This window comes from Micromonospora sp. WMMD998 (assembly GCF_029581235.1).
GTDB lineage: Bacteria > Actinomycetota > Actinomycetes > Mycobacteriales > Micromonosporaceae > Micromonospora.
The window spans coordinates 1576536-1597514 of sequence record NZ_CP120740.1; the positions used below are offsets into that span (position 1 = coordinate 1576536).

Here is a 20979-nt window from a genome sequence, read left to right on the forward strand (position 1 = left end):
CCGAGCGTAACGCGCACCGCGCTAGAGGAGGGAGAGCTGCTCGGCGGCCGGGGCGGCGGGCGAGGTGTCGGGCAGCCGGCGGTTGTCGCCGACCTCGCCCCGGTGCAGCCCGTGCCGGCGTGCCGCCATCCGCACCCGGGCGGTCACCTCCCGCTGGTAGGCGTGCGGGGCGTACGCGCCGGCCTGGTAGAGCTGGCGGTAGCGGGGCACCAGGTGCGGAAACTCGCGGGCCAGCCAACGCGCATACCACTCCCGGGCACCGGGGCGCAGGTGCAGCGGCAACGCGGTGACGTCGGTGGCGCCGGAGGCGGCGATCGCCGCCACGGTGGCGTCGATCGACTCCTCGTCGTCGCTGAGCCCGGGCAGGACCGGGGCCATCAGCACCCCGACCGGGAAGCCGGCGTCGGTGAGCCGGCGGACCGCGTCGAGCCGGCGGCGCGGGCTCGGGGTGCCCGGCTCGGCCAGCCGCCAGAGCGTCTCGTCCACGAAGCCGACCGAGTAGGACAGCCCGACCCGGGTCACCTCGGCGGCCTGCCGCAGCAGCGGCAGGTCACGCAGCAGCAGGGTGCCCTTGGTGAGGATCGAGAACGGGTTGGCGAAGTCGCGCAGCGCGGCGAGGATCGGCGGCATCAACCGGTAGCGCCCTTCGGCCCGCTGGTAGCAGTCTACGTTGGTGCCCATGGCGACGTGTGCGCCGCGCCAGCGGGGGGCGGCCAACTCCCGCCGGACCAACTCGCCCGCGTTGACCTTGACGATCACCTTGCGGTCGAAGTCCGCCCCGGCGTCGAGGTCGAGGTAGGTGTGGGTGTTGCGGGCGAAGCAGTTGTGGCTGACCACCCCGTTGGCGATGAAGTCGCCGGTGCCGGTGGTGATGTCCCACAGCGGCAGCTCCAGGCCGAGATCCTCGACGGCGGTCACCTGGAGCCGCGCCGCGCACTTGAGCGCCGTGCCCTCGATCGAACGCTTCCGGGTGACGGCCGGATCGGCCAGGTGGAAGAAACGCAGCCGCTCCGGCAGGCCACCGGTCAGCCGGGCCTGGCGGGCGCCGTTGCGGTTGCCCGGCTCGTCGAGCGCCCACCGGAAGGAGAACCGGTCGAGTGCGGCGGCCGTGCGGCGCCGGCTCTCGTCGTCGGCGACGCCGATCCGGAACACGCCCCGGCGGCAGCTCCCGGCGGCGTCGAACATGCCGGCCAGGAAGCCGAGCCGCCAGTCGTCGGTCGGCTCGTCCGGCGGGCGGGCCAGCAGGGCGACGCTCTCGACGGCGGCCGGATCGGTCGCGTGAGCCGTCGTGGACCGGCGGGTCGTCCGGCCGGCCATCCACTCGACGGTGATCCCGGCGTCGGCGAGGAAGCGTCCGGCGCGCTCCAGCACCTCCGGCTCGGTGGTGGCCAGTCGGAATCGGCGGCGCAGGTCGGCGGCGTCGGCGTCGGCGAGGGGGAACCGGCGGCCGGCGTCGCGGACCAGCGCGTGCAGGTAGCCCCGGCGGTAGTCGGTGGACCGCTTCGGCGGGACCGCGAACCGGCCGGTGCCGAGCAGGCGGTTGCGCGTGGTCAGGTGGGGACATCGCCCGCCACCCCGCATGCCGCCGGTGACGTGCTTCCAGCCGCGTTCGGTCAGGAAACGGTGGTCGCCGCTGGCCACAAGCGTGGTGCCGTCGACGAGGACGACCCGGTAGGCCCGCTTCACCGTCGACCACGTGTCGAGCACGGTGGTGACGACGTAGTGGCGGTAGGCGCCGCGCCGTTCGGTGCCGTAGATGCGATCGCCGACGGTCAGCTCGCTGATCGGTCGGGTCCGGCCGTCCGCCATGAGGATCGGCGTGTCACCGGCAACGCAGTAGGTGCACGCGTGGGAACACCCGCGGTAGGGGTTGACGGTCCACTCGAACGGCACACGCGACCGGCCGGGCACGCGATTGATGATCGACTTGGCCTGCACCTCGTAGAAGGTCATGCCGGCGAACTCGGGGGTGTCGAACGTGCGGGCCACCGCGCCGGGCAGCGCCAGCGGCAGGGGTGGAGCCGCTGGCGCTGCCTCGTCGGGAGTCCCCTCGTCCGGGGGAGCGGAGAGGTTGTCCCAGCGCATGCGCCATATTCGAACATGCGTACGAACGAAGCGCAAGTGACGCGCCGGACACCGGCCGCCGCCGGCCCCGCCGCGGGTGCAGGATGGAGGCATGGAGACGTCGACCTTCGTCTACGACGGCGACTGCGCCTTCTGTACCCGCTGCGCGCAGTTCATCGAGCGCCGGATCCCCACCGGCGCCCGGGTGGTCCCGTGGCAGTTCGCCGATCTGGCGGCGCTGGGCCTGACCGAGGCCGCGTGCGAGGAGGCGGTCCAGTGGGTGGGCGCCGACGGATCCCGGGCATCCGGGCCGGACGCCATCGCCCGGCTGCTCGGCGACAGCGGGCCGCTCTGGCGCGTCGCCGGGGGCGGGCTGCGCTTTCCGCCGGTACGCGCCGCGGCCTGGCCCGCGTACCGCTGGGTGGCCCGCAACCGCCACCGCCTGCCCGGCGGCACCGCCGCGTGCGCGCTGCCGCAGGAGGCCCGGGAGCGGTTGTACGGCCCGGCGGGCCGACCCGACCCGACCGGCTGACCGACGCGCCTCGGAGCCGCGCGGTCAGGACGGAGCTGGCCGGTCCGGACGGCTCGCCGCCAGCGGCGACATGGCGGGCGCGGCGGACGGTGACACGGCCGGCGCGGGCGGCGTGCCGTCGGACGGGCCGGCGCGGCGGCTCAGCAGGCGGCGGACCAGGACCACCGGGCGGAGCTTCTCCAACGGAAGGAAGGCCGTCATCGCCACCAGGTGCGGCGCGAACGAGATCGTGATGGTCGCGATGGTCGCCAGGTGGAACGAGTAGAAGAAGCCCACGACCGCCGGCCGCCACCGGGCGGGCGTCACGAACACCAACGGGCTGAGCAGCTCGAACGCCAGGATGCCGAACTGGGCGACGATCAGCAGGTGGGGCACCTGCGCGATCAGGTCGGCGAGGTCGGTGCCGCGCCGGATGATCGCCCGGGCCAGCACCGAGCCGGTGGCCCAGTCCGGCCCGCCGAAGCGGAACTTGGCCCAGGCGGCGAGGAAGTAGGTGCAGATCACCGCGATCTGGGTGACCCGCAGCGCCCAGCCGCCCGCCTCGGTGCGGGTGGGGTCGCCGTGCCGGGCCCGGCCGGCGGTGGGCAGCGCGGCCAACGCCACGAGCAGCCCGAACCGGTCGTGGTCGACCTTGCCGTAGCTCATCGCCACGATCATCCACTCGAGGTAGAGCGCGAAGACCGTCCAGCCGAGCAGCCGGGGCGCCCGGCCGGTCGCGGCGAGCAGCGAGGCCACCAGCAGCACCCAGAAGACCACGCCGACCAGGGCGGGGTCGGGCGTGGGCAGCGGGAGCAGCCGGCCGATGAGCAGCGGCTGGTAGAGGTCGCCGGGCACGTCCACGCGGGTGCGTACCCAGGGGGTGAAGACGACCAGGTCGGCGGCGACGAAGAGATAGATCAGGGTGCGGAAGGCGGCCACCCGGCCGCGCGGCACCGCCTCGGTCAGCCAGCCGGTCATCCGGTGGCCTCCCACCGCACCGCCGTCCGGTCGGTCCACTCGCCGGTCGGCCGCCCGCCCTGGATGTCGTGCCAGCGGACCACGATGCGCACCTCCACCAGCGCCGGGGCGGCGGGGTGGCGTTCCGCGTACGCCTCGGCGACGGTGCGCAACAGGCTCGGGTCGGCGGCGTACCGGTCCTGCTGGCCCTCGATCTCGGCGCGGCGGATGCCGGTGGCGTCCTGGCCGAGGGGCACCACCGCGCCGGTCCGGTCGACGCCCTCGACCCGGGTGTCGGGCGCGGGCGCGTTCGGCGGGTCGGAGGTGGAATACATCCGGAACGGCCCGAACGGGAAGTCGTCGTCGGTGCCCCGCACGGTGCCGAGGAGAAGCAGTGCCAGCCCGACCAGGGTGGCGGCCAGCCGGACGGTGCGTCCGCGCGGGGTCAAGGTCTCCATCAGCTGGCGACGATACGGGAGTGAAGAGTCCGGAACTGTCCCTCAGTCGGCCATTTCTGACTGTCCGTCCGCCCGTCGACGGGTGCGGGAACGCCGCCGGCCGGCCCCGTGTCGGGACCGGCCGGCGGCGGACGACGCGCTCAGTGCTTGTGCTCGGCCAGCTTCTTGCGGACGTCCTCCATGTCCAGCTGCTCGACCTGCTCGATGAGGTTCTCCAGCGCCGACTCGGGCAGGGCACCCGGCTGCGCGAACACGATCACGCCGTCGCGGATGGCCATCACGGTCGGGATGGAGCTGATGTTGAACTTGGCCCCCAGCTCCTGCTGCGCCTCGGTGTCGACCTTGCCGAAGACGATCTCCGGGTGCTTCTCCGAGGAGCGCTCGTACACGGGGGCGAAGCGCTTGCACGGACCGCACCAGTCCGCCCAGAAGTCGAGCAGGACGATGCCGTCGCGCCCGGTCACCTCGTCGAAGTTGGCCGTGGTCAGCTCAACCGTTGCCATTGCGTCTCTCCGATCACCGCGGATTGCCGTACGTCCGGTGGAACCAAGGTCGATCCACCGGAATTCCCGTGACCTGCGCGACGAAACGCCAGGTGGGTCCGGGCGACCCCAACGCATCGAAACTTATCTGTTCACACCGGCCGTGCGGAACGCAAGTGCAGGACGCATTTGCGTGACGGGACGTGATGGGAGCGTTTCCAGGGAGATCACGCTCAGTTCCGGCCGCGAAGCGATAAATCGCGTGCTGACTAGGGGCTATCCGGCCTGCGGAGATCGCGTACCTGGGGGTCGCCGGTAACGGTGAGTATTGTTACGAAAAGATAAATGTGACGCCGGTCTCTGTTGGCATCGGGCCCCGTACGGCAGAATCTTTCACATCAGAGCGTGGGCGGCGGGTGCCGGGGAGGGCCCCGCCGCTCATTGCGTCTCCCCCCAGGTGGCGCCCGGTGTGACGTATCCGCCGTGCGAGCGCCCCGGCCCCCGCCTTAACCAGCGGTAAGGCATGCTGTGCCGAACTCGTCGCCGCCCGTCGAAGGGACCAGGATGCAGTTCGGCCGCTACTACGAGGAGTTCGAGGTCGGCGCGGTCTACCGGCACTGGCCGGGCAAGACCGTGACCGAGTACGACGACCACCTCTTCTGCCTGCTCACGATGAACCACCACCCGCTCCACCTGGACGCCCACTACGCGGAATCCGCCTCCCAGTTCACGCGCAACGTGGTGGTCGGCAACTACATCTACTCGCTCCTGCTGGGCATGTCGGTCCCCGACGTCAGCGGCAAGGCGATCGCCAACCTGGAGATCGAGTCGCTGCGACACGTCGCCCCGACCTTCCACGGCGACACGATCTACGGCGAGACCACGGTGCTCGACAAGCGGGAGTCGTCGTCCAAGCCCGACCGCGGCGTGGTCGCGGTCGAGACCCGGGGCTACAACCAGGACGGCACGCTGGTCTGCGTCTTCCGCCGCAAGGTCATGGTCCCCAAGCGGGAGTACGCGGCGGCGGCCGTCCCCGACGGCGTCGACCCGGAGCGCCCGAGCTTCCCCGAGCCGCGCTGACCCGGGCCGTCTGACGCCCCGTTCCCGTTCTGCGGGGACGGGGCCGCCGGACCCCTCCCGGGGCTTATGCTCTGGCTGGAGGTCCCCATGAGCCACTCCGTCGCCGGAGAGCCGTCCTCTGCCGGTCGCCGCGCCGCACCGCTCACCTCCGCCGCCTACTCCGCGGCGGAGTGGGACCTGCTGACCGACCTGCCGGGCCGGGTCCTCGTCGCCGCCGCCTCGCCCGCTCCGGGGCGCCCGCCGCGGGGGGTCGCCGCCGGGCTGGCCGGTCTGGACGCGGTGGCCGCCGGTCGGGCCTTCGACAGCGACCTGATCCGTGCCGTGGTGACCGCCATCTACGCCCGCCACGACGGCGCCGACCGGGGCGAGCGCCTCACCGACCTGGTGGATCTGCTCGCCGCCGCCCGGGCCGCGGTGCGGGTGCTACGCCGGCGGGCCGATCCGGCCGACTCCGCCGCCTACCGGCAGTGGGTGGAATCGGTGGCCGCCCGGGTCTGCCGGGCCGGCGCGACCCCGCCGAGCCCCGCCGACCGGCGCTTCCTGGACCGGCTGGGTGGCGCGCTCGACCTGCGCTGAGGAGCGTCCGCCGCCGGCCCGTACCCTCTGCAGACCGTGACCGACGACCAGTTCGACGTGGGGGTGGGGCCATGGCCCGGTGACCCGCCGGACGACCCGCGCCTCGACCCGGAGCTGCTCGCCGCCGGCGACCGGCGCAACGTGGTGGACCGCTACCGCTACTGGCGGCGCGAGGCCGTGGTGGCCGACCTCGACCGGCGCCGGCACGACTTCCACGTGGCGATCGAGAACTGGCAGCACGACTTCAACATCGGCACGGTGGTGCGCAACGCGAACGCGTTCCTCGCCGCCGAGGTCCACATCGTCGGCCGGCGGCGGTGGAACCGCCGGGGCGCCATGGTGACCGACCGCTACCAGCACGTGCGGCACCATCCGACGATCGAGGAGTTCGTCGCCTGGGCGGCCGGGGAACGGCTGCCGGTGGTCGGGATCGACAACCTGCCCGGCTCCCGGCCGCTGGAGACCGGTGTGCTGCCGCGCCGCTGCGTGCTCCTCTTCGGCCAGGAAGGACCGGGGCTCTCCCCGGTGGCCCGGGCGGCGTGCGACGCGCTCTTCTCGATCGCCCAGTACGGCTCGACCCGGTCCATCAACGCGGGCGTGGCCAGCGGCATCGCCATGCATGCCTGGGTCCGGTCGTACGCCGGCCCGCCCCCGGACTGAGGCGCCGCGGTGGTGCCCACGGGCGGAAATCCCACGTTCGTCGGCCCGCCTCGCTTGACGCCCCGCCGCCCCGGGGCGACGGTGAGGGTGTGACTGTCGCGGTGAGTTGTCCGAGATGCGCGGGTCCGGTGCGCGATCCCGACCTGATGCACGGCGAATACCGGTGCCTGCGGTGCGGCCCGGTTCCGCCCCTGCACGTGCCGGAACGCATCGGCGCCGAGATCATGGCGAGCGTGGTCGAGCGGGTGGCCGCCGACGGCGAGTCGGCCGGTGTGCCGCTGTGGTGCCCGTGGCCGCTCCCGCCGGGTTGGACACTGACCGGCGTGGCCTGGGCCGGCGACGACCGGGCCGGGGTCCGCGCCACGGTGGTCGCCTGCGCCGGCCCGGCCCCGCTCGACGGTGGACCGGCCGACCTGATCTTCGTCGCCGAGGAACCCGGTGTCGGTCTCGGTTCCCGCTTCGCGGGACTGCCCGGACCCGATCCCGGCCCCCAGGTCGAGGAGGCGCTGACCGATCCCGGCCCTGGTCATCCCGAGCGTCTGCCGCACGCGAAGATCCGCGTGGGTGGTCATCCCACTCCACTGTGGCTCGTGCGGTCCGAAACGGATCGAAGCGCGTACGCCGGTGAGGCTCGGGGAATGTGGCTCCATGCGATAGCCTGGCCGGCGAGCGCGGGTCACCTCCTCGCGGAAGAAGTCGTGCTGCACGACCTCACCGAGTGGACACCGCCTGAGCTCGTGTACGGCGCACCGTCCCCGTACCTGCACGGGCAGGCCTGACCGGCCGGCACCGGCGAGTCGGGGAGCGGACGCAGATATTCACGGTAAGACACCATGCTGATACTCTGGGTGCCGCTGCGGTAAACGGACCCGGCTCCGCGAGAGGATGGCCCGCTATGGTCAAGAAGGTCCTCACCTGGGCCGGCATCGCATTCTTGATCTTCTTCGTCGCCTACCGGCCAAACTCGGCAGCCGACGTGTTCAAGTCTCTCGGTGGCGGCATCATGGACATCGCGCAGGGCTTCGGCGACTTCTTCACCAACCTCGTCGCCTAGCCGCCGATGGGAAGCCCTTCCGGTCCCCCCTACGACCCGGACGATCCCGACCGGGCACGCCGGGAGCGCGACACCGAGCCGATTCCACGGATCGACCCCGACGACGGTCCCGGCTTCGGCGCCGGCCCCGGCTACGGTGCCGGCCCCTCCCTGTCGGGCGGCGCCGCCTTCGGCGACGGGCCCGGCTATGCCGGCGAGGGGCGCTCCGGTCGCGCCTGGGCGCGCGACCCGGAGGGCTACCCGGAGCAGCCGATCTCCGAGGAGGAGCTGGCCGGTCTCCGGGTCGACGCCTCCGGCATGGCCCCGCGCCGCGTGCTGCCCCTGGAGGACGAGCCCAGCTCGCTCGTCGCGCGCTACCTCTTCCCCACCGAGCGTTACCGGGGCGAGTGGAAGCGGCACTGGATCCACCTCACCACCCCGATCATCGTCGGCATCGCGGCCACGTTCGTGCTCGGCTACCTCGCCGGCTTCCTCGCCGGACGCGACGTCGGCGCGCTGACCACGATCGCGGTGCTGCTCTGGTTCGCCGTTATGGGCTGGGTCGCCTGGCGCGTCGCCGACTGGTATTACGACAGGTTCATCCTGACCAACAAACGGGTGATGGTGGTCAACGGGATCATCACCCGCCGGGTCGCGATGATGCCGCTGGTCCGGGTCACCGACATGAAATACGAGCAGACCCCGACCGGTCGCGCCCTCAACTACGGCACGTTCGTGCTGGAGTCGGCCGGCCAGGAACAGGCGCTGCGCGAGGTCAAGAACCTGCCCAACCCGAACGAGCTCTACCTGCGCGTGGTGGAGGAGATGTACGAGCCGCAGGCCGTCGAGGCGCGGTTGGGCAAGGAGGCCGACGAGGCCAAGGCCGACGACGGCGCCTGAAACTTTTCGGCCGAAAATCGGAGGGACTGCGCACCTTTCGCCGTCGACCCGGCCCACCCGGTCGTGGGAGCCTGCCAGGCAGGACGGGGGCGCGGAGGTGAGCGTGGCGAGCAGGGATCCGCTGGAGGAGGAGTTCCGCGAGTTCGTCGCGGCCCGCTCCGGTGCCCTGCTGCGCACCGCCTACCTGTTGGCCGGTGACTGGGCCACCGCCGAGGACCTGCTCCAGACCGCGCTGACCAAGACCTACCTGGCCTGGAAACGGCTCGGCGGGATCGACGCCATCGAGCCGTACGCCCGCCGCGTCCTGGTCAACACCTCGACCAGTTGGTGGCGCCGCCGCTGGCACGGCGAACGGCCGACCGAGGTGCTGCCGGAACGGGCCGGCGTCGACGAGATCGAGCAACAACTCGACCGGGACGCGCTCTGGCGGCACCTCCAGGCGTTGCCCGCCCGGCAGCGGGCCGTGCTGGTGCTCCGCTTCTACGAGGACATGTCGGAGGCGCAGACCGCCGCCCTGCTGGAGATCTCCCCGGGCACGGTCAAGAGCCAGACCTCCCGGGCGCTCAACACCCTGCGTCGCCGGCTCGGCTCCGAGGCCGCCCTGGGCCTGCCGGCCGAGACACCCGCCGAGGCGCCAGCGGCTTCCCCGGCGAAGTCCGGCACCTCGGCGGTCCCTCGGGGCGCGGCCGGTCCCCGGGCCCGACCGGCGGCGACACGGCGACCCGCCGAGTCGACCGCACCGGGTTCGCCGGCCGGGGCCGCGCGGCAACCCGCCGCCCCGGCGACCCGCCCGGCCCCGTCACCGGCGACCCGTCCAGCCCCGTCACCGGCGACCCCGGCCGCGCCGACGGCGCCGGTCCGTTCCGCCGTGCCGATCCCGGTGGAGACCCGATGAGCGGCACCCGACCCGCCGGTGACAACCGGACGGGCAGCCCGGAGCGTCCACTTGCCGTGGGTGAGGACGAGCTGGAGCGGGCGCTGCGAGAGACGTTGTCCCGCCGCGTCGTCACCTCCCCACCGCTCCGCGCCGATCCGGCGGGGGACGTGCTGCGGCGTGCCCGCCGCGCCGGGCGCCGCCGGGCGCTCACCGGGCTGGCCCTCGCCGGCGTGGCCACGGTGCTCGTCACCACCGGGATGGCACAGCTCGGCGGGGTGGGCGGGCAGGGCGACACGTCGACCGTGGTGCTCGGCGACCCGCACGGATACTCCGCCTCACCGCTACCCACCGCGGCCACCCCGATGTCGGGCCCGGGACCGGTCCGCGCCGAGCTCGACCTGCTCGTCGGCGACGTGCTCGACACCAGCGGCGGCGAACGGCGCGAGCTGCCCGGCGTGGGCAACGTCGAACGGGCGCAGCGGGTCCGCGACCGGGAGGGGTGGCTGCTCACCTCGGCGGCCACCGCTGCCGGCCGTACCCTCTGGTGGGTGCCGGCGGGCAGCGGCGCGCCGCAGGTCATGCTCGCCGCCGCGGACGCCGTCGCGGTCTCCCCGGACGGCCGGCAGGTGGCCTGGCGGGACGGCCCGGACGTGGTCGCCGCCGGGGTCGTCGCCGGTCAGCTCATCGCGCCCAGCCGGGTGGCCGCGCCGCCCGGCGTCGTGCCGATCGGCTTCACCGGCGACGACGTGCTGATCGCCCGGCCCGGCCGGGGTGGCACGAGCGTGTGGCAGCGCGCGATGGGCGGCGTGCCGGGCGCCGCGAACCCGGACGTACGCGCCGTCTACGGCATGCGACCGGACGGGCGGGTGGTCGGCCTGGTCACCGACGGTTCGGCGGGGAAGACCTGCCTGGCGTTGCTCGACCCGGCGCGCGACCTCGCCCCGACCCGCACCGACTGCGGCCCGAAACTGGCCGCCGACGGGCTCGGCGCGGTCTCGCCGGACGGGCGGTGGCTGCTGGCCAACGACACCGCCCGCAGCGCCCTGCTCGTCGACCTGGCAGCCACCTCGGCGGCCCACCCGGCCGGCCCGGCGCTGGTCGGCGCGGTCGCCTGGACCCGCGCCGGCGCCGCGCTGCACGTGGACGCCGCCGGCGGGCTGGTCCGGGTCGAGCCCGATCGGGTGCTGGCCGGGCAGCGGCCGACCGGGTCTGCGCTCGACGGGGTGCCGCCCGGGCAGCGTCCGGTGGTGGTGGCCGACACCCCCGCCACCCCGGACGGGGCGTAGCGTCGCTCAGGTGAGCGTTCCCGCCCGCATCGACCTGCACACCCACTCCACCGCGAGCGACGGCACGCTCGACCCGGCCGAGCTGGTCCGGGCCGCCGCCGACGCCGGGCTCGACGTGGTGGCGCTCACCGACCACGACACGACGGCGGGCTGGGCCGCCGCCGTCGCCGCCCGCCCACCCGGTCTCACCCTGGTCCGCGGCGCCGAGCTGTCCTGCCGCTGGTCCGGCGTCGAGCCGGCGATCCCGCTGCACCTGCTGGCCTATCTCTTCGACCCGGACGAGCCGGAACTGGTCGCCGAGCTGGCCCGGGTCCGGCGGGCCCGCGAGGAACGCGGCGAGCGGATCGTCCGGCTGCTCCAGGCCGACGGCGTCCCGGTGAGCTGGTCGGAGATCCTGGCCGGGGCGGCCGGCGGGACGGTCGGTCGCCCGCACATCGCGCAGGCGCTGATCCGGGCCGGCCTGGTCGCCACCACCACCGAGGCATTCGGACCGGACTGGCTGGGGGAGCGGTACCGACTGCCCAAGGACGACATCGACGTGTTCCGCGCGGTCGCGCTGGTGCGGGGGGCCGGCGGCGTGCCGGTCTTCGCCCATCCGAGGGCCAGCCGGCGCGGCCGGATCGTGCCCGACGAGTTGATCGTGGACCTGGCGGCGGCCGGGTTGGCCGGTCTGGAGGCCGACCACGAGGACCACAGCCCGACCGAGCGGGAACACGTCCGCCGGCTCGCCGCCGAGCTGGGTCTGCTGGTCACCGGCGCGTCGGACTTCCACGGCACGCACAAGACCGTCCGTCTCGGCGCGCACACCACGGCCCAGGAGGCGTACGAGCGGATCGTCGGGCTGGGCCGCGGGGTGACCCCTGTCGCTTCAGGCTGAAGCGTGCCGGCGGCGCGGCTACCGTGTCCGCGTGGATCTCAAGCTCTTCGGCGAGGTCTTCGTGACCCTGCTGGTGATCGTCGACCCGCCCGGAATGATGCCCATCTTCCTCGCGCTCACCGGGCCGTTGCCCGCCCGCGACCGGAACCGGGCCGCCTGGCAGGCCGTGGCGCTGGCGCTCGGGGTCATCGTGATCTTCGCGGTGGCGGGGCAGACGATCCTGGCCTACCTGCACGTCGACCTGCCCGCCCTCCAGGCCGCCGGCGGCCTGCTGCTGGTGCTCGTCGCGCTGGAACTGCTGACCGGCAAGGCGGACGACCCGAGCCAGCAGGTCACCTCCAACATCGCGCTGGTGCCGCTGGGCACCCCGCTGCTGGCCGGACCGGGCGCCATCGTGGCCACCATGCTGTTCGTGCAGCAGGCCGGCTCCGTCACCGACTACGCGGCCATCGCGCTCGCCATCGTCGCCGTGATGGTCGCCGTCTGGGTGGTGCTGCGCTTCTCCGGCGGAATCGTCAAGGTGCTCCGCCCGGGCGGCATCGAGGTGCTGACCCGGATCGCCGGCCTGCTGCTCGCCGCCATCGCGGTGCAGCTCATCGCGGATGCGATCGCCGCGTTCGTGACCGAATACCTGAACGCCTGAGTCCCTCGCGCCCGATGTCGTAGCGGGGTGGCAGGATCTCAGGCGTGCGACGACCCTCACCGACCGGACGACCCACCGGTGGCCGTGCGCCCCGACCCCGCGCCGAGCAGGCCGAGCAGCTCGGCTTCGAGGGCATGCCGGAGCGGCTCTTCGTCTGCACACCCAGCAAGCTCGGCGCCTACACCGACTGCCCCCGGCGCTACCGCTACACGTACGTGGACCGCCCCGCCCCGCCGAAGGGGCCGCCGTGGGCGCACAACTCGCTCGGCGCCAGCGTCCACACCGCGCTCAAGAACTGGTATGCGCTGGCCCCCGACCGTCGCCGCCCCGAGGGGCTCGCCGCGCTGCTCAAGGGCACCTGGGTCCGCGAGGGCTACCGCGACGACGAGCAGGAGCGCGACGCCTTCCGGCGGGCGCTGGCCTGGCTGGAGTCCTACGTGGCGGGGCTCGACCCGGCCGACGAGCCGATCGGCGTGGAGCGGGTGGTCGCCGTGAAGACCGCCGTGCTGGCCTTCAACGGCCGCACCGACCGGATCGACTCCCGCCCCGGCCCGGACGGCCGCCCCGAGCTGGTCATCGTCGACTACAAGACCGGCCGCACCGGGCTCGACACCGACGACGCGCGCGGCTCGCAGGCGCTCGCGCTCTACGCATACGCGGCGGAGCGGGTGTTCCGGCGGCCGTGCCGCCGGGTAGAGCTGCACCACCTGCCCAGCGGCACGGTCGCCGCGCACGAGCACACCCCGGAGTCGCTGCACCGGCAGCTCACCCGCGCGGAGGACACCGCCCGCGACATCATGGCCGCCGAGCGGGCGGTGGCCGACGGCACCGATCCCGACGAGGCGTTCCCCACCGAGCCGGGGCCGCGCTGCGGCTGGTGCGACTACCGGCACACCTGCCCGGCCGGCGCGCAGGCCCCCGGAAAGGACCCCTGGTCGGCGGTCGAACGCTTCGCCGACGCCGACTGACGACTCCTCAGGCAGCCGCCAGCCGGGCCGCCCGCTCCTTGGCCACCTGCTGCAACGGCCCCTCCCGGTAGCGCCGCGGCACCGCCGCCAGGGCCAGCCGCAGGGCCCGCACACCCACCTCGGCCGACAGCGCCGTGGTGGGCAGCCCGAGCCCACCGTAGAGCCGCAACGCCCACGGCGGCAGCAACCCCAGCGCGGCGCCGGCGACCCCCAGGTACGCCCAGCGCGGCGGGCCGAGACTCAGGCCGAGTTTCACCGGCAGGCTGAGCTTCCACGGGATCGGCGGCGCGGTCAGGAACACCGCGGTCTCGGCCGCCTCGCGGGTCATCCGCAGCTCCGGACGCACGCCTCGGTAGTACGCCTCGACCTCGGCGGCGGTGCCCGGCACGTCGTCCGGGTCCAACCCGACCAGGGTGGCGGCCCGGCGCTGCTCGGTGTAGTAGCCGTCCACCTCGTCGTCGGTAAGCGCCAACCCGGCCCGCCGGGCGGTGCTCACGAACGACTCGACCTCGGTGACGTGCACCCAGCGCAGCAGGTCCGGCTCGTCGACCCGGAACACCTCGCCGGTGAGCGGGTCGGTGGCGCGCAGCCGGGCGTGCAGCGCGCGCAGCCGCCGCCCGGCCGCCTCCGCCTCGGCGGTGGTGCCGTAGATCGTCGTCGCCACGTAGGTCGCCGTGCGGACCAGCCGCCCCCAGGCGTCGGCCCGGTAGTTGCTGTTCTGCGCCACCCCCGCCATCGCGCGCGGGTGCAACGCCTGCAGGTAGAGCGAGCGCAGGCCGGCGACGATCAGGATCGGTTCCTCGTGCACCTTCCACGTGACCGATCCCGGTCCGAACAGGCCGAGGTCGTCGGTGTCCACCGGTCAAGAGTGCCACGCCGGGCGTGCCTGCCCGGACGGCTCGGAGCCGCCGGCGTGAACCGGTGAGGCGATCCGTGCGTGGGTGTCGATGTGCGAACGTGCCTCGGCGTACGCTGGCCGCGCGAATCCGTCCACTCGCCGGAGGTGTCGGTGTTCAAGGAAGTCAACGGTCTCCCGGGCCACGTCCTGGTCATTCACGCGGTGGTGGTGCTGGTGCCACTGTTGGCGTTGGTCACCGTCGCGTTCGGGGCGTTTCCCCGCTGGCGGCCCCGGCTGGACTGGGCGGTGGTGGGGCTCGCCGTGGTCACGCCGATCCTGGCCTGGGTGGCGACCGAGTCCGGCGAGGAGCTGGAGGAGGCGCTGGAGTCGCGGGGCTACCCGCCGGAGGGGCTTGCGAAGATCCACGAGCATTCCGAGTACGGGGAGACCCTGCTCTGGTTCACGTTCGGGCTCGCGGTCGTGGCGCTGCTGCTGGTGGTGAGCACCAAGGGCTTCGCCCGTCTCCAGAGCCTGCCCCGCTGGGTGCCCCTGGCGCTCACCGTCGTGGCGGCCGTCCTCGCCGTGTTCGCGCTGATCTACGTCTACCTGACCGGCGACAGCGGGGCCAAGATGGTGTGGGACGGCATCGTCTGAGCGACCGGCTTTCCGGCCTCCGGCTTTCCGGCCTCCGGCTTTCCGGCCTCCGGCTTTCCGGCCTCCGGCTTTCCGGCCTCCGGCTTTCCGGCCTCCGGCTTTCCGGCCTCCGGCTTTCCGGCCTCCGGCTTTCCGGCCTCCGGCTTTCCGGCCTCCGGCTTTCCGGCCTCCGGCTTTCCGGCCTCCGGTCGGGGGCTTAGAACAGCAACCGTGAGCACAGCAGGCACGTCAGCAGCACCAGCACCACGCCGACGACCGCGCCGATGCCGTAGGTGAGGTGCTGTGCGCGCTGCTCCGAGCGGTCCATGGCGACCATGTCCTGCGCCGGGAGCTGCCGGGGCGGTGGCACCCGCACATGCACCGGCGGTCGCCAGCCGGGCGGCGGCGGCGTGCTCGGCGGCGGCCCGGTGTATGCGTCGGCGTGTCCCGGCGCGGCGTTGTGTGCGGGTGGGCCGGGGTGCCCGGGTGGGCCTCCGGGTCCCGGGGGCCAGGGTGGGCCAGGGTGTCCGGGCGGGCCTCCGGGTCCTGGGAGCCAGGGTGGGCCGGGGTGTCCTGGTGGACCGGGGTATCCTGGTGAACCGGGGTGTCCTGGTGAACCGGGGTGCCCGGGTGGGCCGGGCCATTGGCCGGCGGTGGCGGTCCAGCCGCCGGCCGGGGTCGCCGCGTCCGGCCTGGCCCAGGGGCTCTCCATGGCTCCCTCGCGCGACCACGGACTGGCGGCCTCGCTCGTCGCGCCGGCCCCGCCGGGTGTGTCCGGATCGGGCACCTGCTCACCGGCGGCACCGTCCGGATTGTGGCGCTCGCGGTGGTCGCCGTCGGCCGGGGGCGCGTCCGCGCCGATCGTCGGCTCCGGCGTGGGCGCATCCTCCTCGGGCTGGCTCGTCGCGGTGGGCCGGCTGTCATCGGGCCGGTCCACGGTAGGTGCCCCGTCCGGCTGCTCGGGGCGTCGCCAGGTCTCGTCGTCGGGGCTGCCACCGCTCGGCGTCGTCACGCCGACCGACGCTACCAACGGCTCGCCCGGTCGGCTGCCCGACGCGGCGAGCGTCGACTCACCCGCGGCACACTCTCCGGCAGTCGGCAGTCGGCAGTCGGCAGTCGGCAGTCGGCAGTCGGCAGTCGGCAGTCGGCAGTCGGCAGTCGGCAGCCAGCGGTCGGCTGCCGGCTGCTGGCGGTCGGTCCCGTGGTGGGACCGGCGCTGCTGCCGGACCAGACAGCGCCGCAGCCGGCGTCCCGGAGCATGGACCGCGGCGGGTCGAGGCGGCCGGCCGGCGGCGGTATCGTTGCTCCCCGTGACCGACCCCGGCATCCAGGTCCCGCGCGACGACGACGACCGCGTGGTCGACCTCAGCGAAGACTTCGTCGTGCTGCCCGAGCAGACCACCGACGACACCGACCGCGGCTGGGGTGAGCGCCCCGGCGGCAACGACGACTGGCTGCTCGGCGAGCGCCCGCCGCACTGGGACTGAGGACGAGCGCCCCCCCGGCCGTTGGGAGCGAGGACGAGCGCCCGCACCGGCGCTGGGGAGCGAGGACGGGCGCCCGCACCGGCGCTGGGGAGCGAGGACGGGCGCCCGCACCGGCGCTGGGGAGCGAGGACGGGCGCCCGCACCGGGGCTGGGAGCGAGGACGGGCGCTCGCCGGCACTGGGAGCGAGGGCGGGAGCCCGCCTGCCGCTGGCCGTCATCGTGGGGGAGAGGGCCGGCGTCAGCCGCGTACCACCACGGCGAAGCGACTGCCCTCAGGCAGGCCGACCGCGCGCCGGGCCTGTTCCGGTGGGAGCGCCAGATAGAGCGCCGAGGAACCGTCGACCACCCCGTTGGCCCCCACCACGTCGAGCACCAACGCGCGCGGTGCGAGCAGGGTGGGATCGCGCGACCCGCCGGCCGGCACGACCAGCAGGTCGACCCGGGCACCCGGGCGTAGCACCGCGAGTGCGGCCGGCTCGGCCAACCGGATCGGCACGCCGACCGCCCCGGCGGGCAGCGTCAGGGTTCCGTCCGGCCGCGGCTCGACGGGCGCGGGGAAGGCGGCCGGAGGTGGCCCGGGCGGGCAGCCGGTCGGCGTCTGCAGCACCGCGGCGGCCAGCCCCAGCAGCACCGCGACAAGCGTCACCCGCAGCAGCGTGCGGCCCCGGGGGACACGCCAGCGCACCGGCCGCAACGTCACCTCTGCATCCGCCACCGCTGCCCTCCCCTCCGCCGGCTCCACAGGCGGCGACCCGCCATCCCGTCAGCAGGTTAGGCGCTCCCCGCCCGGCCGCGTCGCCCGTCGCATCCCCCCTGTGGATAACCCGTCGTCCGGTGGACAACGGCTCGGTCCAGGCACCCCGGTCCCGCCCCCGACTCACCCCGACCCACCGACTCACCCCGACCAGGGTCGACCGGTCGACAACACCGCCGTCGAGGTGGCCGTGCCGGAGGTGTTGGGTGCCGTCACGCACCCACGACGTTCCACTCGCGGGCCGGACGGGGCACGACTGGAACGCCACGGGTGTCTCCGGCCCCCCGAGACACCCACGACGCTCCACTCGCGGGCCGGCTGAGGCACGACTGGAACGCCATGGGTGTCTCCGGCGATCACGAATTTGGCCGTGACAAAAACGGACGAGTCGTGTCGCTAACTTCATGATCAACGGAGGGGTGGGGCGGGAAGGGGGTGGGGCGGGGTGAGAGCGCGAAAGTGGCCGGCCCCGGAGGGGTCGGCCACTTCGGAAAGCGTGCGGTCAGGAGGAGCTGGACGCCGCCGGCGACTTGCTCGCCGAGCCTGAGCCCGAGGACGCCGAACCTGAGGACCCCGAACCCGAGCCCGACGACCCGGTCCCCGAGGACCCGGAGCCCGACGAGGACGACGAGGACGACGAGGAGTCGGACGAGGATGAGGAGGAAGTCGAGGACTCGGGCTTTCCCGTCTTGCCCCCGGCGCCGGCACCGGTCTCGGATCCGGACGAACGGGAGTCCGTGCGGTAGAAGCCGGAGCCCTTGAACACGATGCCTACCGAGTTGAAGAGCTTGCGCAGCCGCCCCTCACACGCCGGGCACTCGGTCAGCGGCGCGTCCGAGAAGGACTGCACCGCTTCGAGCTGGTGGCCGCACGCGGTGCAGGCGTACTGGTACGTGGGCACGTTCTCCTCCGGATCTGGCACAGCCGTACTGGCACTCGTGGTCTTCGAGTGCCAATGGTGCGTCATGGCACCCGGATTCGTCCAGCGGAAGCGCCCGGTCCCACACCCGGCACCGCCGTCAGCCCGCCCGAGGGTGTGATCACACAGCGCACCGGACGGTCGTGCGGGCCGGCGGGAACGGTCGGGACCAGCTCGCCGTCGTGCAGGAGCGCCACCGTCGGCACGGTGGCGGGCACCCGGGCCAGCGCCCGGTCGTAGGAGCCGCCGCCCCGGCCCAGCCGGACGCCCCGGTGGTCCACCGCCAGCGCCGGCACCACCACCAGGTCCGCCCCGGCCACGACGGCCCGGCCCTGCGGGGAGCCGGTCGGCTCGCGCAGCCCCCGGCCGGCGGCGCGCAGCGACTCCGGGCCGGTGTAGGCGGCCCAGTCCAGGTCGAGGTCGTCCCGGAGCACCGGTAGCAGCACCTCGCCGTCGGCCGGCAGCGCCGCCCGGAGGATCTCGGGCAGGTCGGGCCCGCCCGGCTCGGAGGCGACCGGCACATACGCGGTCATCCGGGTCGGGCGCATCCGGCGTACCAGGGAAATCAGCTCGGCCTGCACGGACGCCGCGGCGTCGGCCCGGCGCGTCGCGGACAGCGACCGGCGGGCGGCGAGCAGCGCGACGCGCAGGTCCCGTTTCGCCTCGTGCACCTCATCCGAAAAATCCGGCACGCAACACTCCTGACGCAACGCTTGCCTAACGGTCGCTCTGTGTCAGCATCGCACCAAGGGGTGCGGTACTTCCGGGGGCAAGCTTGACGCTACGCGGGCGGTTGACGACGGCTTTCCTCGTGGTGGTCCTCGGCCCCGTTCTGCTCGGCGCGTTCTTCGTCGGCACCACACTGAGCGCGGTCGACCGCAGCCGTGCCACCGAGCGGCTGGGGCTGGCCGCGGCCGGTGTGCGTACCTCGGTCGACGCGATCTGCCAGCAACTGCGTGCGGCGGCCGACGCGGTCGCCCTCGTCGCGGACCCGGCCGCCCGGTCGCGCGCCGCCGACCAGGTGGTCGGCCGTGGCCTGGCCGCCGCCGTCAGGATCGCTGACGCCGCCGGCCGGGCCAGCTACGCCACCGCCGGCGGCCCGGCCGGCCCCTGGCAGGACTGCGCCGGCGACCCGGCCGGCCCGGTGGGCGCGCTCGCCGTCCAGGTCCGGCTCCGCGACTCCGCCGGCGCCGACCTCGGCGCGGTCGCCGCCGCGCAGCCGGTCGACGGGGCCTTCGTGGCGCGGCTCGCGGCCGTGACCGGCGTCGAGGTCACCCTCCTCGACGACCCCGGGCGGGCCACCCACACGACCGAAAATCAGGGGGTACGCGCGGCGGTGCTGGCCGCCGCCCGCGAGGTCGCCGGGGATCGGGTGGCCGGTACCGGGAACGGGTGGTACGTGCGTCGGGTCGGGCCGTCCCCGGGGCAGCCGCTGCCGCTCGTGCTGTCGGTGCGCGGCGACCGCCCGCCCGGTCTGTACGGCGCGCTCGTGGCCGCCGTCGCGCTGGCCGCGCTGCTCGCCGTGCTGGCGGCCGGGCGGCTGGCCCGGGTGACCACCCGGCCGCTCGTCGAGCTGGCCGGCGCGGTGGACCGGGTGGCCCACGGTGACCTGACCGCGCGGGTGCCGGTCCGCAGCCGGGACGAGATCGGCCGGCTGGCCGGCGCGTTCAACCGGATGACCCGGGAGACCGGCAGTTACGTGGCGGCGTTGACGAGCAGCCGGGACCAGCTCCGCAACCATCTGGCGGTGCTCGGCGACACGCTCGCGAGCACGCATGACCTGCAACGCATCCTGCGGGTGATCCTGGACAGCGCGATCGCCGCCACCGGCGCGCGGGCCGGCGCGGTGTTGCTGCTCGACGGCCACGGGGTGCTCGTCGGCCAGTGCGTGGAGGGGCTGACCGGGCGCTGGCCGACCGACGACCCGGCCGACCCGGCGACGCTGCGGGTGCCGGTCGGCGCCGGCGTGGTGGGGGCGGTGGCGGCCACCGGGGAGCCGCTGCGTGGCCGGTGGGCGTCGCCGGACGCGCCGACCGGGGAGCCGTCCTGCGAGACGTACGTGGCGGTGCCGTTCGCCGCGCCCGGCGTGGCCGACCCGCGTGGGGTGGAGCGTCCCGGCCATCCGCCGGTCGACAGCGACCCCACCGCCGGCCCGCCCAGCGCGGCGCTCGGCGTGCTGGCCCTCTACGACCGGCTCGGCGGGCACGAGTTCGACGACGACGACCTGGTCACGCTGCGGACCTTCGCCGGTCACGCGGCGGTGGCCGTGGAGAACGTCCGGGTGCACGAGGAGGCGCAGCGGCTCTCCCTGACCGACCCGCTCACCGGGCTGTGGAACTACCGCTACCTGCGCGAGTCGATCCGGCGGGAGGTGGAGCGGGCGAACCGGTTCGGCCGGATGCTCAGCGTGCTCGCCCTCGACCTGGACCGGTTCAAGGACGTCAACGACACGTGGGGGCACGCCGCCGGGGACGCCGTGCTCGTCGAGTTCGCCCGCCGGATACGCGGTGTGATCCGCGAGGTGGATCTGGCGTTCCGGCACGGCGGCGAGGAGTTCGTGGTGCTGTTACCGGAGACCGACGCGCGGGGCGCCACGATCGTCGCCGAGCGGATCGGCGCGGTGGTGCGGGACCAGCCGGTGCCGGTCGACGGGCACGGCGACGAGCCGGTGCGGGTGCCGGTGACGGTCTCCATCGGCATCGCCGTCTATCCGGACCATGCCGGCGGCGGCCAGCAGGTGCTCGACGCGGCCGACGACGCGCTCTACGCGGCCAAGGCCGCCGGGCGGGACGGCTACCGATCGGCGCCCGCCCCCGATCCGGTGCGCACGCAGGAAATTCCGGTGGCCGCCACCACGGTCAGCCCGCCCGACGGGCTGCCCCGGGCCGGCACGGCGGAGCAGGCGGGCACCGTGCCGGGCGGCGCGTCTTCCGGTCCTCAGCCGCCGCGGCAGAGCCGTGGCCGATAGTCTCGCGG

At 74.3% G+C, this 20979-nt stretch carries 24 protein-coding genes and 1 pseudogene; 16 read left to right on the plus strand and 9 right to left on the minus strand.

All coding sequences use genetic code 11. From position 1 onward, the window contains the following. Nucleotides 1–21: 21 nt before the first annotated feature. The gene (locus O7619_RS07540) at nt 22–2178 is read right to left on the minus strand and encodes an intein-containing Rv2578c family radical SAM protein (RefSeq protein WP_348774353.1); all 2157 of its coding nucleotides are present in this window, start codon (nt 2176–2178) and stop codon (nt 22–24) included. Here O7619_RS07540 and O7619_RS07545 point away from each other — a divergent pair. Beyond that, nucleotides 2177–2596: a DUF393 domain-containing protein gene (locus O7619_RS07545; protein WP_282286590.1), complete on the plus strand. Its 420-nt coding sequence runs from the start codon at nt 2177–2179 to the stop codon at nt 2594–2596. The two genes, O7619_RS07540 and O7619_RS07545, sit on opposite strands and share 2 nt — an antisense overlap. A gap of 24 nt (nt 2597–2620) precedes the next feature. Here O7619_RS07545 and O7619_RS07550 read toward each other — a convergent pair whose 3' ends face one another. The 3 genes from O7619_RS07550 to trxA all read right to left on the minus strand — a co-directional run bounded on the left by O7619_RS07550 (nt 2621) and on the right by trxA (nt 4493). Further along, nucleotides 2621–3553 carry an HTTM domain-containing protein gene (locus tag O7619_RS07550; RefSeq protein ID WP_282286591.1) on the minus strand — a complete coding sequence of 311 codons (933 nt, stop codon included), beginning with the start codon at nt 3551–3553 and terminating at the stop codon, nt 2621–2623. Then, complete coding sequence (locus O7619_RS07555; protein WP_282286592.1) at nt 3550–3990, minus strand: hypothetical protein; 441 nt, start codon at nt 3988–3990, stop codon at nt 3550–3552. Before O7619_RS07555 ends, O7619_RS07550 begins: the two co-directional genes overlap by 4 nt. Before the next feature lie 140 nt (nt 3991–4130). After that, on the minus strand, nt 4131–4493 hold the full coding sequence (gene trxA / locus O7619_RS07560; RefSeq protein ID WP_282286594.1) for a thioredoxin: 363 nt from the start codon (nt 4491–4493) through the stop codon (nt 4131–4133). Between the two features lie 543 nt (nt 4494–5036). On the opposite strand from trxA, the gene O7619_RS07565 reads away from it, so the two are divergent. From O7619_RS07565 to O7619_RS07615, 11 genes are all read left to right on the plus strand, one after another. Then, complete coding sequence (locus O7619_RS07565) at nt 5037–5552, plus strand: MaoC family dehydratase (protein WP_282286595.1); 516 nt, start codon at nt 5037–5039, stop codon at nt 5550–5552. An 87-nt stretch (nt 5553–5639) separates the two neighbouring features. Continuing rightward, the gene (locus tag O7619_RS07570; RefSeq protein WP_282286597.1) at nt 5640–6128 is read left to right on the plus strand and encodes a hypothetical protein; all 489 of its coding nucleotides are present in this window, start codon (nt 5640–5642) and stop codon (nt 6126–6128) included. Between the two features lie 36 nt (nt 6129–6164). Beyond that, on the plus strand, nt 6165–6788 hold the full coding sequence (locus O7619_RS07575) for an RNA methyltransferase (protein WP_282286599.1): 624 nt from the start codon (nt 6165–6167) through the stop codon (nt 6786–6788). Nucleotides 6789–6889: 101 nt separating this feature from the next. Then, entirely contained in the window at nt 6890–7567 is a 678-nt protein-coding gene (locus O7619_RS07580; protein WP_348774354.1) for a TFIIB-type zinc ribbon-containing protein, read from the plus strand. Between the two features lie 116 nt (nt 7568–7683). Then, the gene (locus tag O7619_RS07585) at nt 7684–7842 is read left to right on the plus strand and encodes a hypothetical protein (protein WP_013283898.1); all 159 of its coding nucleotides are present in this window, start codon (nt 7684–7686) and stop codon (nt 7840–7842) included. 6 nt (nt 7843–7848) lie between these two features. After that, nucleotides 7849–8721 (plus strand): PH domain-containing protein, encoded by an 873-nt coding sequence (locus O7619_RS07590; protein WP_282286600.1) that lies wholly within the window; start codon nt 7849–7851, stop codon nt 8719–8721. Nucleotides 8722–8824: 103 nt separating this feature from the next. Beyond that, nucleotides 8825–9616, plus strand: a complete 792-nt coding sequence (locus O7619_RS07595) for a SigE family RNA polymerase sigma factor (RefSeq protein WP_282286601.1) — start codon at nt 8825–8827, stop codon at nt 9614–9616. Next, nucleotides 9613–10884, plus strand: coding sequence for a hypothetical protein (locus O7619_RS07600; protein ID WP_282286602.1), 1272 nt, complete (start codon nt 9613–9615; stop codon nt 10882–10884). The genes O7619_RS07595 and O7619_RS07600 overlap by 4 nt, the downstream gene beginning before the upstream one ends. Nucleotides 10885–10894: 10 nt before the next feature. Beyond that, nucleotides 10895–11761: a PHP domain-containing protein gene (locus O7619_RS07605; protein WP_282286604.1), complete on the plus strand. Its 867-nt coding sequence runs from the start codon at nt 10895–10897 to the stop codon at nt 11759–11761. Between the two features lie 31 nt (nt 11762–11792). After that, a complete protein-coding gene (locus tag O7619_RS07610; RefSeq protein WP_282286605.1) occupies nt 11793–12404 on the plus strand; it encodes a MarC family protein in 612 nt (203 codons plus the stop codon). Between the two features lie 134 nt (nt 12405–12538). Next, entirely contained in the window at nt 12539–13372 is an 834-nt protein-coding gene (locus tag O7619_RS07615; RefSeq protein WP_282288714.1) for a PD-(D/E)XK nuclease family protein, read from the plus strand. A gap of 7 nt (nt 13373–13379) precedes the next feature. Here O7619_RS07615 and O7619_RS07620 read toward each other — a convergent pair whose 3' ends face one another. Further along, on the minus strand, nt 13380–14231 hold the full coding sequence (locus O7619_RS07620) for an oxygenase MpaB family protein (protein ID WP_282286606.1): 852 nt from the start codon (nt 14229–14231) through the stop codon (nt 13380–13382). Nucleotides 14232–14381: 150 nt separating this feature from the next. Here O7619_RS07620 and O7619_RS07625 point away from each other — a divergent pair, with 150 nt between their 5' ends. Continuing rightward, nucleotides 14382–14864 (plus strand): DUF2231 domain-containing protein, encoded by a 483-nt coding sequence (locus tag O7619_RS07625; RefSeq protein WP_282286607.1) that lies wholly within the window; start codon nt 14382–14384, stop codon nt 14862–14864. 196 nt (nt 14865–15060) lie between these two features. Here O7619_RS07625 and O7619_RS07630 read toward each other — a convergent pair whose 3' ends face one another. Next, nucleotides 15061–15555 carry a hypothetical protein gene (locus O7619_RS07630; protein ID WP_282288715.1) on the minus strand — a complete coding sequence of 165 codons (495 nt, stop codon included), beginning with the start codon at nt 15553–15555 and terminating at the stop codon, nt 15061–15063. 598 nt (nt 15556–16153) lie between these two features. Here O7619_RS07630 and O7619_RS07635 point away from each other — a divergent pair. Then, nucleotides 16154–16330 carry a hypothetical protein gene (locus O7619_RS07635; RefSeq protein ID WP_282286609.1) on the plus strand — a complete coding sequence of 59 codons (177 nt, stop codon included), beginning with the start codon at nt 16154–16156 and terminating at the stop codon, nt 16328–16330. A gap of 238 nt (nt 16331–16568) precedes the next feature. Here O7619_RS07635 and O7619_RS07640 read toward each other — a convergent pair whose 3' ends face one another. Continuing rightward, nucleotides 16569–17045 (minus strand): flagellar biosynthesis protein FlgA, encoded by a 477-nt coding sequence (locus O7619_RS07640; protein ID WP_282286611.1) that lies wholly within the window; start codon nt 17043–17045, stop codon nt 16569–16571. A 569-nt stretch (nt 17046–17614) separates the two neighbouring features. Between O7619_RS07640 and O7619_RS07645 the strand changes: the two genes are divergently transcribed. Next, entirely contained in the window at nt 17615–17830 is a 216-nt protein-coding gene (locus tag O7619_RS07645) for a hypothetical protein (RefSeq protein WP_282286613.1), read from the plus strand. Between the two features lie 14 nt (nt 17831–17844). Here the strand turns inward: O7619_RS07645 and O7619_RS07650 are convergent. Both O7619_RS07650 and O7619_RS07655 read right to left on the minus strand, forming a co-directional pair. Continuing rightward, nucleotides 17845–18051, minus strand: a pseudogene (locus tag O7619_RS07650) (FmdB family zinc ribbon protein); the annotation flags it as partial. Beyond that, nucleotides 18048–18695, minus strand: a complete 648-nt coding sequence (locus tag O7619_RS07655; protein WP_282286615.1) for a 5-formyltetrahydrofolate cyclo-ligase — start codon at nt 18693–18695, stop codon at nt 18048–18050. The gene O7619_RS07655 and the pseudogene O7619_RS07650, both read right to left, overlap by 4 nt. A gap of 83 nt (nt 18696–18778) precedes the next feature. On the opposite strand from O7619_RS07655, the gene O7619_RS07660 reads away from it, so the two are divergent. Next, nucleotides 18779–20971 carry a diguanylate cyclase gene (locus tag O7619_RS07660; protein WP_282286617.1) on the plus strand — a complete coding sequence of 731 codons (2193 nt, stop codon included), beginning with the start codon at nt 18779–18781 and terminating at the stop codon, nt 20969–20971. Nucleotides 20972–20979: the final 8 nt, after the last annotated feature.